The organism is Sphingomonas sp. SUN039 (genome assembly GCF_024758725.1).
Classification (GTDB): Bacteria; Pseudomonadota; Alphaproteobacteria; order Sphingomonadales; family Sphingomonadaceae; genus Sphingomonas_O.
In genome coordinates this window covers 548,532-564,230 of sequence record NZ_CP096972.1, presented here as the reverse complement: position 1 = coordinate 564,230, position 15,699 = coordinate 548,532, and the positions used below count along the sequence as shown (strand labels likewise).

At 63.5% G+C, this 15,699-nt stretch carries 15 protein-coding genes; 10 read left to right on the top strand and 5 right to left on the bottom strand.

Annotated elements, in window-relative coordinates:
* Nucleotides 1–69 precede the first annotated feature (69 nt).
* From M0209_RS02855 to M0209_RS02840, 4 genes are all read left to right on the top strand, one after another.
* A complete protein-coding gene (locus M0209_RS02855) occupies nucleotides 70–735 on the top strand; it encodes a TetR/AcrR family transcriptional regulator (RefSeq protein ID WP_258886795.1) in 666 nt (221 codons plus the stop codon).
* Between the two features lie 79 nt (nucleotides 736–814).
* Nucleotides 815–2,245 (top strand): MFS transporter, encoded by a 1,431-nt coding sequence (locus M0209_RS02850; RefSeq protein ID WP_258886794.1) that lies wholly within the window; start codon nucleotides 815–817, stop codon nucleotides 2,243–2,245.
* Between the two features lie 79 nt (nucleotides 2,246–2,324).
* A complete protein-coding gene (locus M0209_RS02845; protein WP_258886793.1) occupies nucleotides 2,325–4,727 on the top strand; it encodes a TonB-dependent receptor in 2,403 nt (800 codons plus the stop codon).
* 61 nt (nucleotides 4,728–4,788) lie between these two features.
* The gene (locus M0209_RS02840; protein WP_258886792.1) at nucleotides 4,789–6,255 is read left to right on the top strand and encodes an MFS transporter; all 1,467 of its coding nucleotides are present in this window, start codon (nucleotides 4,789–4,791) and stop codon (nucleotides 6,253–6,255) included.
* On the opposite strand, the gene M0209_RS02835 is transcribed toward M0209_RS02840, so the two are convergent.
* Complete coding sequence (locus tag M0209_RS02835; protein WP_258886791.1) at nucleotides 6,225–6,731, bottom strand: hypothetical protein; 507 nt, start codon at nucleotides 6,729–6,731, stop codon at nucleotides 6,225–6,227. The two genes, M0209_RS02840 and M0209_RS02835, sit on opposite strands and share 31 nt — an antisense overlap.
* Complete coding sequence (locus M0209_RS02830) at nucleotides 6,722–7,333, bottom strand: thioredoxin family protein (protein ID WP_258886790.1); 612 nt, start codon at nucleotides 7,331–7,333, stop codon at nucleotides 6,722–6,724. Before M0209_RS02830 ends, M0209_RS02835 begins: the two co-directional genes overlap by 10 nt.
* A gap of 84 nt (nucleotides 7,334–7,417) precedes the next feature.
* Between M0209_RS02830 and M0209_RS02825 the strand changes: the two genes are divergently transcribed.
* The 6 genes from M0209_RS02825 to M0209_RS02800 are packed head-to-tail and all read left to right on the top strand — an operon-like array spanning nucleotide 7,418 to nucleotide 13,580.
* Complete coding sequence (locus M0209_RS02825; RefSeq protein WP_258886789.1) at nucleotides 7,418–7,957, top strand: gluconate 2-dehydrogenase subunit 3 family protein; 540 nt, start codon at nucleotides 7,418–7,420, stop codon at nucleotides 7,955–7,957.
* Nucleotides 7,954–9,633 carry an FAD-dependent oxidoreductase gene (locus tag M0209_RS02820; RefSeq protein ID WP_258886788.1) on the top strand — a complete coding sequence of 560 codons (1,680 nt, stop codon included), beginning with the start codon at nucleotides 7,954–7,956 and terminating at the stop codon, nucleotides 9,631–9,633. The genes M0209_RS02825 and M0209_RS02820 overlap by 4 nt, the downstream gene beginning before the upstream one ends.
* Entirely contained in the window at nucleotides 9,630–10,397 is a 768-nt protein-coding gene (locus M0209_RS02815; RefSeq protein ID WP_258886787.1) for a TIM barrel protein, read from the top strand. The genes M0209_RS02820 and M0209_RS02815 overlap by 4 nt, the downstream gene beginning before the upstream one ends.
* Nucleotides 10,394–11,698 (top strand): MFS transporter, encoded by a 1,305-nt coding sequence (locus M0209_RS02810; RefSeq protein WP_258886786.1) that lies wholly within the window; start codon nucleotides 10,394–10,396, stop codon nucleotides 11,696–11,698. The genes M0209_RS02815 and M0209_RS02810 overlap by 4 nt, the downstream gene beginning before the upstream one ends.
* Entirely contained in the window at nucleotides 11,695–12,648 is a 954-nt protein-coding gene (locus M0209_RS02805) for a ThuA domain-containing protein (RefSeq protein ID WP_258886785.1), read from the top strand. The genes M0209_RS02810 and M0209_RS02805 overlap by 4 nt, the downstream gene beginning before the upstream one ends.
* 2 nt (nucleotides 12,649–12,650) lie before the next feature.
* On the top strand, nucleotides 12,651–13,580 hold the full coding sequence (locus M0209_RS02800; protein ID WP_258886784.1) for an alpha/beta hydrolase: 930 nt from the start codon (nucleotides 12,651–12,653) through the stop codon (nucleotides 13,578–13,580).
* Between the two features lie 32 nt (nucleotides 13,581–13,612).
* On the opposite strand, the gene M0209_RS02795 is transcribed toward M0209_RS02800, so the two are convergent.
* From M0209_RS02795 to M0209_RS02785, 3 genes are read right to left on the bottom strand one after another with little or no spacing between them, the layout of a single operon-like run.
* The gene (locus M0209_RS02795; protein WP_258886783.1) at nucleotides 13,613–14,443 is read right to left on the bottom strand and encodes a nuclear transport factor 2 family protein; all 831 of its coding nucleotides are present in this window, start codon (nucleotides 14,441–14,443) and stop codon (nucleotides 13,613–13,615) included.
* Nucleotides 14,444–14,459: 16 nt separating this feature from the next.
* Nucleotides 14,460–15,302: a DUF1080 domain-containing protein gene (locus tag M0209_RS02790; protein ID WP_258886782.1), complete on the bottom strand. Its 843-nt coding sequence runs from the start codon at nucleotides 15,300–15,302 to the stop codon at nucleotides 14,460–14,462.
* The gene (locus M0209_RS02785) at nucleotides 15,299–15,697 is read right to left on the bottom strand and encodes a DoxX family protein (protein ID WP_258886781.1); all 399 of its coding nucleotides are present in this window, start codon (nucleotides 15,695–15,697) and stop codon (nucleotides 15,299–15,301) included. Before M0209_RS02785 ends, M0209_RS02790 begins: the two co-directional genes overlap by 4 nt.
* Nucleotides 15,698–15,699 lie beyond the last annotated feature (2 nt).

Here is a 15,699-nt window from a genome sequence, read left to right as displayed (position 1 = left end):
CTCCGTTTAACGCAGCTTGTCGTCAATTAGAATTGACGTTCCTGTTTTATTAAGGCCACACTAGCTTCCATGTCAACTGCTCTCGAAGCCGACCCCGTAGTCGCTGCCCCTGCCGTCAGCCGCAAACCCCAGCAGGGGCGCAGCAAGGCCTCGCTCGAACGGATGCTGGCCGCCGCTGAGCAGCTGATGATCGAGCGCGGCTGCGAGGATTTCACGCTTCAGGAAGTCAGCCAGCGTGGCAACGTGTCGATCGGTTCGATCTATCTGCGCTTCGACAGCAAGGACAATCTGGTTCGCGCCGTGATTTCCGACCACCTCGAGCGGATGAAAGAAGAAGAGGACCGGATGCTGGCCGTCGTGACCGAGTCGGCCTCTCTGAACAGCTTCGTGGCAGCCTATGTCGAAGCCTATGCCGAACTGTTGAAGCAGCATGCGCCGTTGCTGCGACTGACGATGAAGCGCGCTGAAAACGACCCGCAGGTGTCGGAACCGGGCAAACGGGTGGCACTGCGGGTGGAAGACCTGTCGACAGCGGCAATGATGGCCTATGCCGACGAAATGGGTGGCAAAGACAAAGAGCTGAAAGCCAATTCCTCTTTTCACGTCATCTTTGCGACCCTTGCCCGTCAACTCAGCCTCGGCTCAACCGGCGAATCGGTGCATGACTATGACTGGAGCCAGTTGAAGCGCGAGCTGGGCCGGATGTGTCTGGCCTATCTCAAGCACGCCCGATGACGTCGCCCGCCTAGATTAAAATATTGATTTTAATTTTCCGCCAGACCGCTTATGGTGTGCGCCATAGGAGAGCGGCAGCATGGCACAGCCTGCGTCAATCGAACGTCTGAGCTGGCCGCAGCGGCTGGCGTGGATGGTGTGCGCCATGCCCGAACTTCTTAAATCCTTCGCCTGGGATTTCTTCGTCCTGTTTTTCTACGCCCAGGTCGTCGGCTTGAACGGCTTTCTGATCGGCGTTGCGGTTGCCATCATCATCGTCTTCGATGCGCTGGTCGATCCGTGGATCGGGGCGCTGTCGGACCGGATGACCGGTGCGCGCTTCGGGCGGCGGCACACGCTGATGTTTGCCGCGATCCTGCCGTTCATGATCGGCATTTACGGCGTCTTTGCGCCGCCGTCGGGCATGAGCCAGTTTGCGATTCTTAGCTGGTTGCTCGGCTTCGGGCTGCTCGCGCGCTGCGGCATCTCGTTCTGGACGGTTCCGGCTTATGCCTTGGGGGGCGAACTCTCGTCCGATGCGGACGAACGCCGGTTGATCGCGGTGCTGCGCAATCTCGGCAACCAGATCGTGATCCTGTCGGTGCCCGTCGTCGCGTTCGCGGTGTTCTTCACGCCGACCCCTGCCTTTCCCCGCGCGCAGCTCGACCCGGCCCCCTATCCCGGCTTCGGCCTGTTCGTGGCACTGCTTGGCGGGGCGCTGATGCTGACCGGCGCGCTCGGCACCTATCGAAAGGCGCGCGCGCTGGAAACGAACATGCCCGCGCCGCAAGTGAGCGAAGAAGCGGGCATTGGCGCGCTGCTGTCGCGCTTCTGGCGCGCCTTCCGGATCACGCCCAACATCGGCCGGGTGCTGATGGTCGCGTTTCTGGTGCTGTTCGTGAATTCGGTCATCAACCAGCTGACGCTGCATCTCGCGACCTATTTCTGGCAGCTCGACCATGAATGGACCCCGCGTATCCAGATCGGTGCAACCCTCGGCTCGATCCTTGCGATGGCACTGGCCCCTGCGTTCACGCGCGCGCTGGGCAGCAAGCGGGCAATGCAGGTGGGATTGACCGCGTTCTTCGTCGCGCAGGCGAGCGCGATCGTCCTGCCGCTCGCCGGATTGGCCCCCGCGGCGGGAACAGCAGCCATCGGGCTGCTCATCGTCGCGCTGCGCTTTCTGGGCGGGCTGGCCTATGGCCTGTACGTCGTGCCGTTCTGCATCGTCACCTATGACATCGGCGACGAGCATGAGGCGAATACCGGCGAACCTGCACAGGGGCTGGTCGCCAGTTTCATGTTCGTCGGGCTGCAACTGGGTAGCGGTGCGGTTGCGCTCCTCGCCGGATCGTTTCTCGGCCTGATTGCCTTTCCCGCCGGATTGCCCGTAGCGCAAATGCCTGCCGGGAAGGTGCAAGAGCTTGCGGTCTTCGTCCTGGTACTGATCCTCATAGCGGGCGGCACGATGGCCTGGCTGGTCGGTACGTTCCGACAACGCGCGGTAGCTGTCGAACCGCTGCCCGCTTGACAGTGTTGCCGCTTACATATAAAACCAGCATTCTAATTACAGTTAGCTGACTAATCGGCGGCTCTGGGGAGGATGACGTATGACAAGGACAATTTTGCTGCGCGCGCTGCTGGCGGGCACCTGCGGTCTGGCGATCAGTTCTGCGGCGTTTGCCCAGACCCCCGCACCGGCCGACACAAACGACGCCGAGATCGTCGTCACTGCCCAGAACCGCGCACAGAATGTCAACGACGTGCCGATTGCGATCAATGTGGTCAGCGCCGAACAGCTCAAGGCGGTCGGTTTTGGCAATTTGAACGACATCGACAAGATCGCGCCTGCGGTCCAGCTCAACCAGGATCAGGGCACCGTCAAAGTCACTGTCCGCGGTGTCGGCACGAACTCGAACGACGAATCGCAAGACACGTCGGTCGTCATAAACATCGACGGCGAGTACCTCAACCGTCCGAACGCGCTCGGCTCGGCATTGTTCGATATCGACCGTGTCGAAGTGCTGCGCGGGCCGCAGGGCACGCTTTACGGTCGCAACTCGACCGGCGGCGCGATCAATTTCATCACGCGCAAACCCGGCAAGGATTTCGGCGTCAACGCGACGGCGAGCTATGGCAACTACAATGCGATCCGTCTGGACGCAGGTGTCGACGTCCCGCTCGGCAGCGTCGCTGCCGTTCGCGTCGCCGGATTCTACGACAAGCGCAACGGCTATGTCAGCCACCCGGCCCGCGCGGCATTCGGCCCGTTCCCGGCATACGCCGGTGGCAGCACCGACGATAACGACGCCTATGGCGGACGTATTTCACTGCGGCTCGACCCGACCGAGCAACTATCGATCAATCTCGCAGGGGAATATGCCAAGCGCAAATTCACGCCTGCCGTATTCGCCTATGCAGACCTGAACGCAGCCGGGAACGGCCCGACCGGCCCCGGTTGCAATGCCAGCGGCTATACCCGCGTCGCGCCCGCTTTCGCCCAGACGCTGTGCGTACCCAACAACACCAACTTCCTCGGAACGATCGACCGGGGGACTTACGCAGCGCCTGGCTTCGGTACCGGCAATATCGCGCAAAGCACCTATGCCATTCGCGGACGACTGGCATACGAGTTCAGCGACGCCGCGATCCTGACCTACACCGGTGGCTACCGGAACTTCTCGGTCGACAACAGCTTTCTGACGCTACCTGTCAGCTATCGGTCCTATAATTATCTCAGCAAGACCGACACGCAGAGCCACGAGCTGCGGCTGAACGGCGTCATCGGCGGCATCACTTACCAGCTCGGCGGCTTCTACTTCAAAGAGAAGATCGCGAGCCTGTCCGGCTTCGTCATTCCGATCGGCAGTGCGCTCGGCACCACTCTGTCGTATTTCGGCCGTGACATCACGAGCGAAAGCAAGTCGATCTTCGGCCAGGTCGAAGTTCCGCTCGGCGACAAACTGACCGCCGTCGGCGGCCTGCGCTACACCGACAACAAGCGCACCGCGCTCTATCGCAACGCCTCGCCGTTCGGTGCCGGTCCGCCCGACTGCTTCACGTTGGGAGCTGCGGCCACCACGACCAACTGTCTGTTCGGGACCGGCCCGGGCGTAAAGAACTACGACGCCCTCCCCTATAGGACGACGCTCAACCTCGGCAGCAAAGAGAACAAGGTGACGTGGCTGGTAGGCCTGAACTACAAGCCGAATGCCGACACGCTGATTTATGGCAAGGTGTCGACCGGCTTCAAGGGCGGCGGTTTCGACGCGGTCGGAACCTATAAGCCGGAGTCGAACACGGCCTATGAACTGGGCTGGAAGCAGAGCTTCGGCGAGCGGTCGCAGCACCAGTTCAACATGAGCACTTTCTACTACGACTATCGCGATCTTCAGGTCTCGGTGTTGCTCAATACCGCGCTGGGCGGACAGACGTTCAACGCGGGCAAGGCGACGATCAAGGGCGTCGAGGCCTCGGCCGACATCGCGCTCGATCGGCTCACCAATTTCCATGCTTCGGTCAATTACCTCGATGCCCGCTACGGTGAATTGTTCGCGCAGTTCAACGTCTACACCGTGCCAGGCACCGGCGCCGACGTGAATGGCATCGGCGACCTCGACCCCGTCACGCCGGGCATTCAGCAGCCCAACTTCGCCGGCAACCGCCCGCCATTCTCGCCCGAGTGGGTCATCACGGCCGGGCTCGATCACAAGTTCGAGCTGGGCGACACCGGAACGCTGACGGCCGCCGTGAACACGACCTTCAAAAGCGCGTACTTCACCGATTTCTACAACTACCGCGACGGCAAGCAGACCGCGTTCAGCCAGACCGACCTGAGCTTGTTGTACAAGCCGGTGAGCGAGAAGTTCTCGGTCCAAGCCTACGTCCGCAATCTCGAAGGCACACGGCCGCTGACCTATGGCAGCTTCGTCTCGGCGGGATCGGACGACATCTTCAACTGGCAGTTCGGTTCGCCGCGCACCTACGGCGTACGCGTAAGCGTCGATTTCTGATCTTTAGAGACAAGGGGGAAATTCGGGCGGTTCCGGCGTGCCGGGGCCGCCCGAATTATTTATGGCATTCACGGTAACCGACAGCGCCTCTGCCCTGAGCCCCGCCCGCCGCATGTGGGCGGTGGGCGTGATTGCCTGCGTCATGGTGCTCGAACTCATCGACATGACGGTGCTCAACGTCGCTATCCCGACCTTGCGCGACGATTTCGGGGCCAGTCCGTCGCACGTCCAGTGGATGGTGGCGGGCTATACGACCGTGTTCGCGCTGCTGCTGATTACGACCGGCAGGTTGGGCGACATTTTCGGGTACAAACGCATGTTGATGCTCGGCATGGCGGGCTTTACCCTGTCGTCGTTGCTGTGCGGCATCGCCCCGACACCCGACACACTGGTGGCCGCACGTTTGCTGCAAGGGTTTACCGGCGCACTCATGGTGCCGCAGGGGACATCGCTGATTCAGGTGATGTTCGCGCCGCACGAAAGGATGAAGCCGCTGGCGATCTATGGCCTGCTCGGCGGTCTGGCGACGATGCTGGGACCGGTGATCGGCGGCGCCATCATCGGCGCGAACTGGTTCGGGCTGGGCTGGCGACCGATTTTTCTCGTCAACCTGCCGATCGGACTGGCAGCGCTTGTGGTCGCCTCGCTTGTGCTGCCGGAGGGGCGATCCTCGTCCGCGCCAAAGCTCGACTGGACGGGCACCCTCCTCTCGATGGCTGCGCTGTTCGCGCTGTTGTTTCCGTTGATCCAGGGCAACCGGTCGGGCTGGCCGCTGTGGAGTCTGGCGATGCTGGCCGCTGCGGTTCCGCTCGGCTGGCTGCTGGTGCGGCATACACGCGGACGCGCACAAGCCGGTCGCCCGACGCTGATCGAGCCAGCTGTCCTGAAAGTGCATCCATTCCGCGTCGGCCTGTCGGTGACGATCCTGTTCCAGATCGCCAGCACCGGGTTCATCTTCATCCTGCCGGTCGCGTTGCAATCGGGCCTCGGCTTGAGCGCGACCGACTCGGGGCTGGCGCATTTGCCGATGGCGCTCGCTGTGGCCTTGGGCATCGGCCTGTTGTCGCGGCGCTTGCTGCCGCGCCTCGGCACACGGATGATGACCTTCGGCAGCTTCATCATGATAGCCGGGATCGCGTTGGTCGGGCTGGTCGTCAGAAGCGGCAGCCTTGCCGGTCCGGACGCCCTTTACGGCCCGATGTTCCTGACCGGCTTCGGCATGGGCCTTGTCGTCGGGCCGCTGCCGCCGTGCACGCTGTCGGACGTCGATGTCGCGCATGCCGGAGCGGGGTCGGGCCTGCTCAAGACCGTGCAACAGCTTGGCGCGGCGCTGGGCGTGGCACTGGTCGGCAATCTGTTCTTTTCGCTCGGCGGCAGCGGGACAGGTGCGGCGATTATCGACGCTTATTTGCAGACGCTGGTCGCGATTGCCGCGTTGCTGCTCGCCGCAGGTCTGCTGGCGCTACGTTTCCCTGGCAACCTGCGGCTGCTCGCGCCTCAGTCCCCGGTTGCAGCCGCCGCGCCATAGAAGCGGACGACGCCGCCGCTGTTGCCGGACACCATGATGCACAGTTGCACGCCGAAGCGTGCGGTCAGCGGCGTCGGCAGCGGCAGGTCGGACAGGATGCGGTTCATCGGCGGATAGCGGTCGCGCCACAATTCGGGTGGCTCGAACGGAACGACCTCGCCCGATAACTTGGCCAGCCGTTCGGTCAGCGGCAACCGTTCCGACCCGCCATGGTGCGCGACCGCCCAGCCGATCCGTGCTTCGCCTGCGGTCTCCCACAACAGCCGGAAACCGGTCACCTGCGCGCCCGCCACGATCTGGAACGGCCAGTGAAACCAGATTTCCTTGTCCGGCCGGATCGCAAAGCTCGACGAAAAGCCCCGGTGATAGCCACGCCCCCCGGTCCAGGATTCGCCATCGACGGCGTCGAGCCAGTCGGTGCCCGCCTGTTGCGGGACGACTGCCGCCGGGGCGAGCCAATGCTCGGTCACGCCCATGACGGCTCGTTTTCGGGCAGCCATTTGATGCTGCAACCCGCACTCGGGCGCTGGTCGGTCGGTGGTGCCTCCCCTGCCAGCAGAGCATCGACTGCACGCTGCAAGTCCTCGCCGGTCACCGGCAGGTCATGGCGCAGCGGCGGCAGGCCGGGCACCGGGGGCCGGTCGATCTTGGGTCGGCTGGAGTCGTATTGACCGGCATAGAACAGCTTCAGATCGCCATCGAACAGGAAGAAATCGGGCGTGCAGATCGCCTCATAAGCGAGCGCGGCGCGCTGGTCGGCATCGTGAAGATAGGGAAAGCTCAAGCCCCGTTCGCGCGCAAAGGCCGGCATGAAATCGGCCCCGTCTTCGGGAAATTCCGCCGTGTCGTTCGAACTGATCGCCACCACACCCAAGCCTCGCGCCTGCCAGTCCCGCGCGCTTGCAGCAAAATGATCGATCAGGTGCAGCACGAACGGGCAATGGTTGCAGATGAAGGCGACGACCAGTCCCTTGTCGCCGCGCACATCGGCAAGGGTACGGAGCACGCCGCCGGTATCGGGCAGCGAGAAGTCGGGCGCTTGCGTCCCCCGCTCGAGCATTCGCGACATCCGCAGCATCGTCCCTCTCCCTTCGACCCGTTGACAACAAAGCCGACTCGTTCGTATAAGAATATTAATTCCAATTCAAGGAATGCGAGAGGCATGGCTGGAATCGACAAGCGGACGTTCCTGCAAGGGACAATGAGCGTTGCGGCGTCCGCGTTCCTGTGGGGGTGCGTCGGCAAAGGCGAGCCGGGCGGGCTGACGGCCACGCAATTGCAATTGCTCGGCCAGGTCGCCGATCTCGTCATTCCGCGCACCGATACGCCCGGCGCGGTCGATATTGGCGTTCCCGCCTTTGTCGCGCTGGCACTAGCGCACGGGTTGGGCGGTACAGACGATCCTAAGGCTCCGGGCGCACCGCCGGACAACGACTATGGTGCCTGGCTTGAGGCAAAGCTGGGCGCGAATCCGGCGATGACACTGCCCGCGCTCGACGCGGCCGCCTTCGCAAAGGACACCCCGCCCTCCCCCTGGAAAGCGATCAAGGGCCTGATCCTGACCGGCTATTTCACCAGCGAAGCGGGCGCGACCAGGACGCTCCGCTACGAACTCTTGCCGGGGCGTTTCGACCCCGATCTCCCGCTCAAACCCGGCGACAAGAGCTGGGCGAGCGACTGGACAGCGGTGGATTTCGGATGAGCGATTTCGATGCGATTGTGGTGGGTTCGGGCATCACCGGTGGCTGGTCCGCCAAGGAGCTGTGCGAAGCCGGCCTGAAGGTGCTGCTGATCGAGCGCGGCCGGATGATCGAGCATCAGTCGGGCTACACCAACGAGATGAAAAACCCTTGGGAAATGCCCTATCGTGGGGTGGGGGACGCCGCACTCTTCGCGCGTGAATATGCGGTGCAATCGAAGAACCGGCACTTCACCGAATTTACGCAGGACCATTTCGTCAACGACGCCGAAAATCCATACAGCACCGCCGACGGCACCGACTTCACCTGGTTCCGCAGCTATCAGCTCGGCGGCCGGTCGCTGACCTGGGGTCGGCAGTCCTATCGCTGGTCGGACTATGATTTCGGCGCGAACAAGGCCGACGGCAACGGCACCGACTGGCCGATCCGCTACGCCGACATCGCGCCATGGTACGACAAGGTGGAGAGTTTCATCGGTGTGTCGGGCGCGAAGGAAGGGCTGGCATCGCTTCCCGACGGCGTGTTCCAGCCGCCGATGGCACTGAATGTCGTCGAACAGCACGCGCGCGACAAAATCGCGGCGCGATGGCCCGACCGGCGGCTGACTATCGGCCGAACCGCCAATCTGACGCAGGAAAAGGAAGGGCGCAGCAAGTGCCAGAACCGCTCGATCTGCGCGCGGGGCTGCTCCTACGGGGCCTATTTCAGCACCCAGAGCTCGACGCTTCCGGCGGCGCAAAAGACCGGTAATCTCACGCTGGTCACCGACAGCATCGTCGAGGCGGTCGACATCGACCCCAAGACGCGGCGCGCGACCGGGGTGCGCGTGGTCGATGCCAAGACCGGCAAAAGGACGACCTATGCCGCAAAGATGGTTTTCCTGAACGCAGGTGCGTTCAACAGCGTCCATTTGATGCTGCGGTCGAAATCCGAAGCTTTCCCCAATGGGCTGGCCAACTCCAGCGGAGTGCTCGGCACGCATATCATGGACCACGCGACGACCTTGTCGGTCGCAGCGCTGATCCCCGGGTTCGAGGATCGCACGACGTTCGGCAACCGCCCGACCGGGATCGTCATTCCGCGCTTCCGCAATCTCGACAAGAAGGACGGCGATTTCCTGCGCGGCTATTCCTATCAGGGGGGTGCGCTGCAAAGCGGCTGGACAGCGGCCAAGCGCGAGGCGGGCCTCGGTGCCGACTTCAAAACACGCGCGACGCAAGTGGGGCCATGGCGGATGGTTCTCGTCGGCTTCGCCGAAAGCCTGCCCCGCGCATCGAACCGGCTGACGCTCGATGCGGCGAAGACCGACAAGCACGGCATGCCGCTGCTCCACGTCGCTTTCGCCCATGGCGACAACGAGGCGAAGGCGCTCGCCGATGCCAAGGCCGAGGGCGCGAAGATGATGGAAGCCGCCGGTGGCAAGGTGCTGATGGGCTTCGACCGGGCGGGTGCCGGCGGCACGGCGATCCACGAAATGGGCGGCGCGCGCATGGGCAACGATCCCGCCACCTCGGTGCTCGACCGCTTCAGCCGCGCGCATGATGTGCCCAATCTGTTCGTCACAGACGGCGCACAGATGGCCAGCTCGGCCTGCCAGAACCCGTCGCTGACCTACATGGCGCTGACCACGCGCGCCTGCGACCACGCCGTCGGGCTGCTGAAAGAAGGAAAGTTATGAAGCTTTCGCCCTGTATCGAATGGCAGTTTGCCGACGAGTACCCCGAAATGCCCGATCGTATCCGCGCCATCAAGGCAGCGGGGTACGACCACGCAGAATACCATCTGTGGCGCGACAAGGATGTCGATGCGGTGGCGGCGGCACTCGATGAAACGGGGATCAAGTTGACCGGCATCTGCGTCGATCCGCGCCGCAGCATTGTCGATCCCGCGCAGCATGGCGAATTTCTCGACGCCGTGCGCGACAGTCTGATCGCCGCGAAAAAGCTCGGGTCGCCGCCGATGATCGTGGCGTCGGGTTTCACCCGCGAGGGCGTGAGCGCCGAGGAGCATTTCGATACCGCGGTCGTCGCGCTCAAGCAGGCCGTTGCGCTGGCCGAGGCATCAGGGGTGATGCTCGTCATCGAGCCCCTCAACGACCGCGTCGAGCATCCCGGCATGTATCTGGTCAGCACCACGCTCGGCCTCGACCTGATCGAGGCGGTCGGCAGCCCGAACCTGCGAATGCTCTACGACGTCTATCATTCCGCGACGATGGGCGAGGACATGGAGGAGGTGCTCGCCGGCCGCATGCACCTCGTCCACCATATCCAGGTCGCCGACATGCCGGGGCGTAATGAGCCGGGAACGGCGACGCTCGACTGGCCCGCGACGATCGCGACGCTGCGGCGACTGGGCTATGAAGGCGCGCTAGGGCTGGAGTACCGCCCGACCCTGCCAACGTTGGAATCGCTGGCCAAATCGCGCGCGGCGCTCGGCCTATGAATGCGGCAAGGCTCAGCCTCAAGGAACGCCTGAGCTATGGCTTCGGCGACCTCGGCTTCAGCCTGCCGTACAATATGGCGAGCGGGTTCCTGCTCTATTATTACGTCAGCATCGTGAAGCTGCCCGCCGTGTCGGTAGGAACGATCTTCCTCATCGCGCGGCTGATGGACGCAGTCATCGACATGCTCGTTGGCATCGCGGTCGACAAGACTCGCAGCCGCTGGGGACGGACGCGCGGCTATATCCTGTTCATGGCGCTGCCCTACGCGCTGTTGTTCGTGGCCGTGTTCAGCGTGCCCGACTGGGGCCAGAACGCGCAGCTCGTCTATGCTTTCCTGACCTTCAAGGGGCTCGGCATCCTGATGTCGCTAGGGTCGATTCCCTATACCGCGCTGATGCCGATGATGACCGACAACCAGGACGACAGGCTCAAACTCAGCGGCGCGCGGTCGATCGGCACATCGGTATCGGTGGTACTGGGGACGGCCGCGACCACGCCGCTGGTCGGCCTGTTCGGCGGCGGCGACGAGCGGCGCGGGTTTCTGGCGGTCGCGATCCTGTTCGGCGGGATTTCGCTGATCGCGCTGACCGCGCTGTTCCGGAACTGCAAGGAGCGGATCGAGGACAATGCATCGCCCAGATATCCGATCCTGCCGGCCGTCGGCGAGATGCTCCGCAACCGCGCCTGGCTCGTCGCATTCGGCTTCTGCCTGATCTACTTCGTCCGCTTCGGCGGGATGATGGCCACGACGCCCTATTTCGCCATCGACGTGCTGGGCAAGCCGTGGATGATCTCGGTGATGATGCCCGCCATTGCCGGGATGCTGCTGCTATCGTCGTTCATTGCGCCGCCGTTCTATGCGCGGTTCGGCCTTCGCAACGGGTGTATCGCCGTGCTCGGCGCGGCGGCGCTGCTGTTCATGGCCCTGCCCTTCTGCGAAGGGAATGCGGAGCTGTTCCTCGGCGTGTACATCGCCGCCTGCCTCGCAACATCGATCACGATCACCGCAGCATTCACGATGATCGCGGCGACCGTCGATTTCCACGAAGCGCAATTCGGCACCCGCAAGGAAGGCCTGCTGTCGGCAGGTGTCAGCCTTGCGACCAAGGTCGGCATGGCGCTGGGAACGGCCGGGATCGCGTTCATGCTCGGCGCGGTCGACTATGCCCCGCAGGCCGTGACCGGCACCGCGCGCGAAGCGATCCGCTGGTCCTATTATGGCGGGACGGTGGTGCTGCTCGGACTACAGGTGCTGGTCGTGATGTTCTGGCCGATGAACGATCGAAAGGATGCCGCATGAAACGCACGCTCGCTCTGCTCGCGCTGATCGCTGCGCCGGTCCTCGCCCAGCCCATCGTCCAGTCGACCTATCGCCCGCCGGAAACGGTGCAGCGCGTCGCGGTTCCCGTCGATCCCAAGGAAGCACGGCTTCACGTCCTGATCATCAGCGGCCAGAATAGCTACGAGCACGACTGGACCGGCGTGAACAACCTGCTGCGCAAACAGATGCAGGATACCGGCCGTTTCGACGTCCGCGTCACCGAGGATTTCGACGAGGGCAACGTCGCGATGCTCAAAAAATATGACGTGGTGCTGCTCAATTATTCGAGCCGCTGGAATTACAGCGACGAGAAGCAGCACCTCTGGAGCCCGGCCGCGTTCGAGGCGCTCTATCAATATGTCCGCGAGGGCGGCGGGCTGGTCGCCTATCACAGCAGCTTCACCTGGGGCCGCGACATCCCCGAGTACAAGAAGCTCGTCGGTGCGACGATGCAGCCCGGCGTTTCGCGCCGTTCGCCGCCCGATGCGTTCCTTTTCGAACTGACCGACCGCGAGCATCCGGTGACCAGCGGTCTGCGCCGCTACCACTGGACCTTCACCGAAGACATGTACACCAACATGGTCTTCGCTCCGGATGCGAAAATCCATGTGCTGGCCACGGCCTATGACGATGCGGAGGCCTACACGCCCGAAAAGGCCGGTCCCAAATACCCCGTGGCCGCATACACGCCGGAAAAACTAAAGGCGATGAAGGGCCTCAATGCCAGCCATCCGCAGATCTGGGTGCAGGATTACGGCAGGGGTCGCGTATTCTCGATCACGCTGGGACACGGTCCGGACACGCTGATGTACGACGGTGTGAAATCGCTGATAATGCGCGGGACCGAATGGGCCGCGACGGGTAAGGTCACGATCCCGCCGTTCGACAAGGCTGCTGACTTTCCCGTCCCGACCAGCGAGAGGAAATAATGATGAAGCGCATGATGATCTGCACGGCGGCGATGTTCCTCGCTCCGGCCGCAATGGCTCAGCCTGCGGGCATGTCGCCGCCGAAGCGCGTCGCCATCCAGCCCGAGCCCGATGCGATTCCGCTCTATGCAGGCGTCGCCCCGGGCTTCGAGAACGCGACGCAGAAAGAAGTATGGACCGGGTTCAACGACGAGATCTGGATCCGCAACGTCACGCGCCCGACCCTGACGCCGTTCCTGCCCGCCAAGGGCAAGGCAACCGGTGCGGCAGTGCTCGTGATTCCGGGCGGCGGCTTCCGCTTCGTTTCCGCGACCAACGAAGGGTGGCCGATCGCCAAATGGCTCGCGGCGCGCGGCGTCACCGCGTTCGTGCTCAAATACCGGACGATGGCGACGCCCGATGCCGAGGCGGATTTTTTCGGACCCATGGCAAAGCTGTTTGCCACGCCCCGCCCGAATGCCGACCGCGAACCCGAGATGGTCGCGGCAGGCGAGGTCGCCCGCGCCGACGCACAGGCGGCGCTCCGCATGATCCGCCGCGATGCCGCGAAATGGGGCGTCGATCCCAAGCGGGTCGGCATGCTCGGCTTTTCGGCGGGCGCGATGACGACGATGCTGGTGACGCTCGCCGACGCACCCGATGCGCGGCCCGACTTTATCGCCCCGATCTACGGCCAGATGATCGCGGTGACCCCGCCCGCCAACCCCCAACCGATGTTCGCGGCCCTCGCCTCCGACGACATGCTGTTCAACAAACAGGGCTTCGGCCTTGTCGAAAGCTGGCAGAAGGCAGGCGGCCCGGTCGAGCTGCATTACTACAGCGCGGGTGGCCATGGCTTCGGCAGCTACAAAAAGGGGACGACCAGCGACCTGTGGTTCGATCAGTTCATGGCATGGATGGGCGCGAAAGGGTTGCTCAAGGCTGCAAAGTAAGGCGCGCCCGTTTTGGGGCGCGCCTGTCGTCTTCAATACTCGAACGTCTCGCTCATCGTCCGGTACGGCTCCGGCGGCCGCGCATCCAGCGTCTGCGAGCCATCCGTCCGGTACGGGTTGTTCCGCACCGTCACCGGCCCGTCCGGCCTGGGCATCATCACTGGTTTCCCGTCCTCGCCGAAATACATCAGGTCATCGCTGAACGGGTTGTTCTGGCTCTTCGACGCAAAGGGAATCCAGCCCATGCCGTGCGGCGAGCGGGCGACCTCGAAGCAGTGGAAGTGCCAAATCTTCCACACCCCGTCCTGCTTGATAAAATCGACGCCGTATTTGACCAGCACCTCGTGCATCCACACGCGCTTGCCGTCGACCAGCACATCCTTTTCGAACATGAAGTCAGGGGCCTGTTTCGCCGCTTCGAGATCGGTCACGCCCGATTCCACGCCACCCATCACCCACATGCCCTTGGCGGTCTTGCCGTCCGCCGCGACTTCGATCAGCGGGCTGGCGACATAGTGGAACGTCAGCTTGCCCTTCGGCGCGGGCCGCTGGGCATGATAGGCCATGATATTGTCCCAGTTCGTATAGACGCCGTTGTTGCTGTATTGCGCGCGGACACCCGGCGTCCCCTTCTTCGCCCAGAGCGGTATGATCTGCGGGTCCATGAAGGCGTTGTGCAGATACATGTAGCGCGAAAAGAGATTGGCAACGTCGCCGCGGTCGACCGACGATTGTGCCTTTGCGGTCAGCACAGCGACCTGCTTTTCCAGTTCCGCAATGCGCGGATCGGGTTTGGCGAGCGCCGGTGCGGTCCATGAAAGCGCGGCCAGCGAGGCGGCGACCGCGACGAATTTCCTGTTCATGGCTTCTCTCCCTGTTTCAATCGGAACCCTGTTTGCAGATGCGCGCAATGGCATCGGCATCGAGCGGCCGGATCATCGCATTGCGGAATTTGATCTCGGCCCATTCGAGTTCGAGCGCGATGCGGCCTTTGGTCATCGGGACCAGCGCACCGCTGGCATCGCGCTTTCGCATCTTGAACAATGTGTTGACGATCCGGCCGTTGACCAGATGCGCCGCCTGGTCGCCGAAGGCGATGAGGTCGAGCGTGTTCCATCCGTCGAGCCGCTCGAAATTGCCCGATTGCCGGTGCCACTGGCGCGCATAGCGCCCGGCCCTGACCGGCTCCTGATAGGTCGAGGGAAACGCCTCGATCCAGTTCGGCCACAGAGGGGTGCCGCCGAGCAGCGGCCCTTGCAAAGCCAGCGTATTGACCATGATGGCATCGCCAACATCGCTCTCCTGCACCTGGAACTCGACGCAATCGGGGAATAGCCGGTCGCGCTCCGGACCCATGTGATAGAGGACGCCGCTGTTACGCCGCTGGATCGCACGCGGTGCCCAGCGTCGCGGCCCCCAGGCATAGTCGACGCGCAGGTGATAATTCTCGAATTCGCCCACCGTCGCGATGTGGCCCGGCGGCGCGTCGTCGCGGACAAAGGCGGGCGAGAGGAAGCGCAATTCGCCGTTCGCGATGACGACCGCCTTGTTCAGATCCTTGTCGCCCACGCCTTCCTGATAGAAGGTCCAGCCGTCGAGCGATTTGCCATCGAACAGCGGCTTCCAGCCTGTGCGGGGCGCTTCGCGGGCAAGGACATGCCACGGCAACGCCGCGCCCGCCGTCAGCGCCGCAGCACCCTTCAACAGGCCGCGCCGGTTCATGCCAATTCTCCTGCCGCTGTTGCCTTACGAACGGGCCAGACGCAGACCGCAAAGAGAGCGGCCGCCATTGCCATCCGCTGGCCGTTGGCAGGGAGCGAATGGGTCTCGCCGTAAAGGATATGGATCGTGCCCGCGACGATCTGGCTGACGAAAACATAGACCGCGCCCCATTTCGCCGCGACCCGCCAGCGCGGCACGATCCCCGCCAGCAGCGCCAGCGCACACAGCATTTCGGTCACGCCCGCAATCCGCCCGAGCCATTCGGGCAAATGAACGGTGTACGCGCCGTGCTTGACCAGCTCGGCAAGCGGAGAAAATGCCTTGTGCCAGCCGACAAAGGCGAAGAACGCAGCGAGCGGCAACGCCAGTACGGCGCATAACAAGGTTCTGACCACGG

What these genes read in the sequence shown, in the direction of transcription:
- M0209_RS02855 (WP_258886795.1), top strand. Translation starts at nt 70, where the DNA reads ATGTCAACTGCTCTCGAAGCCGACCCCGTAGTCGCTGCCCCTGCCGTC.
- M0209_RS02800 (WP_258886784.1), top strand. Translation starts at nt 12,651, where the DNA reads ATGAAGCGCATGATGATCTGCACGGCGGCGATGTTCCTCGCTCCGGCC.
- M0209_RS02820 (WP_258886788.1), top strand. Translation starts at nt 7,954, where the DNA reads ATGAGCGATTTCGATGCGATTGTGGTGGGTTCGGGCATCACCGGTGGC.
- M0209_RS02825 (WP_258886789.1), top strand. Translation starts at nt 7,418, where the DNA reads ATGGCTGGAATCGACAAGCGGACGTTCCTGCAAGGGACAATGAGCGTT.
- M0209_RS02850 (WP_258886794.1), top strand. Translation starts at nt 815, where the DNA reads ATGGCACAGCCTGCGTCAATCGAACGTCTGAGCTGGCCGCAGCGGCTG.
- M0209_RS02805 (WP_258886785.1), top strand. Translation starts at nt 11,695, where the DNA reads ATGAAACGCACGCTCGCTCTGCTCGCGCTGATCGCTGCGCCGGTCCTC.
- M0209_RS02845 (WP_258886793.1), top strand. Translation starts at nt 2,325, where the DNA reads ATGACAAGGACAATTTTGCTGCGCGCGCTGCTGGCGGGCACCTGCGGT.
- M0209_RS02830 (WP_258886790.1), bottom strand. Translation starts at nt 7,333, where the DNA reads ATGCTGCGGATGTCGCGAATGCTCGAGCGGGGGACGCAAGCGCCCGAC.
- M0209_RS02840 (WP_258886792.1), top strand. Translation starts at nt 4,789, where the DNA reads ATGGCATTCACGGTAACCGACAGCGCCTCTGCCCTGAGCCCCGCCCGC.
- M0209_RS02790 (WP_258886782.1), bottom strand. Translation starts at nt 15,302, where the DNA reads ATGAACCGGCGCGGCCTGTTGAAGGGTGCTGCGGCGCTGACGGCGGGC.
- M0209_RS02815 (WP_258886787.1), top strand. Translation starts at nt 9,630, where the DNA reads ATGAAGCTTTCGCCCTGTATCGAATGGCAGTTTGCCGACGAGTACCCC.
- M0209_RS02795 (WP_258886783.1), bottom strand. Translation starts at nt 14,443, where the DNA reads ATGAACAGGAAATTCGTCGCGGTCGCCGCCTCGCTGGCCGCGCTTTCA.
- M0209_RS02810 (WP_258886786.1), top strand. Translation starts at nt 10,394, where the DNA reads ATGAATGCGGCAAGGCTCAGCCTCAAGGAACGCCTGAGCTATGGCTTC.
- M0209_RS02835 (WP_258886791.1), bottom strand. Translation starts at nt 6,731, where the DNA reads ATGGGCGTGACCGAGCATTGGCTCGCCCCGGCGGCAGTCGTCCCGCAA.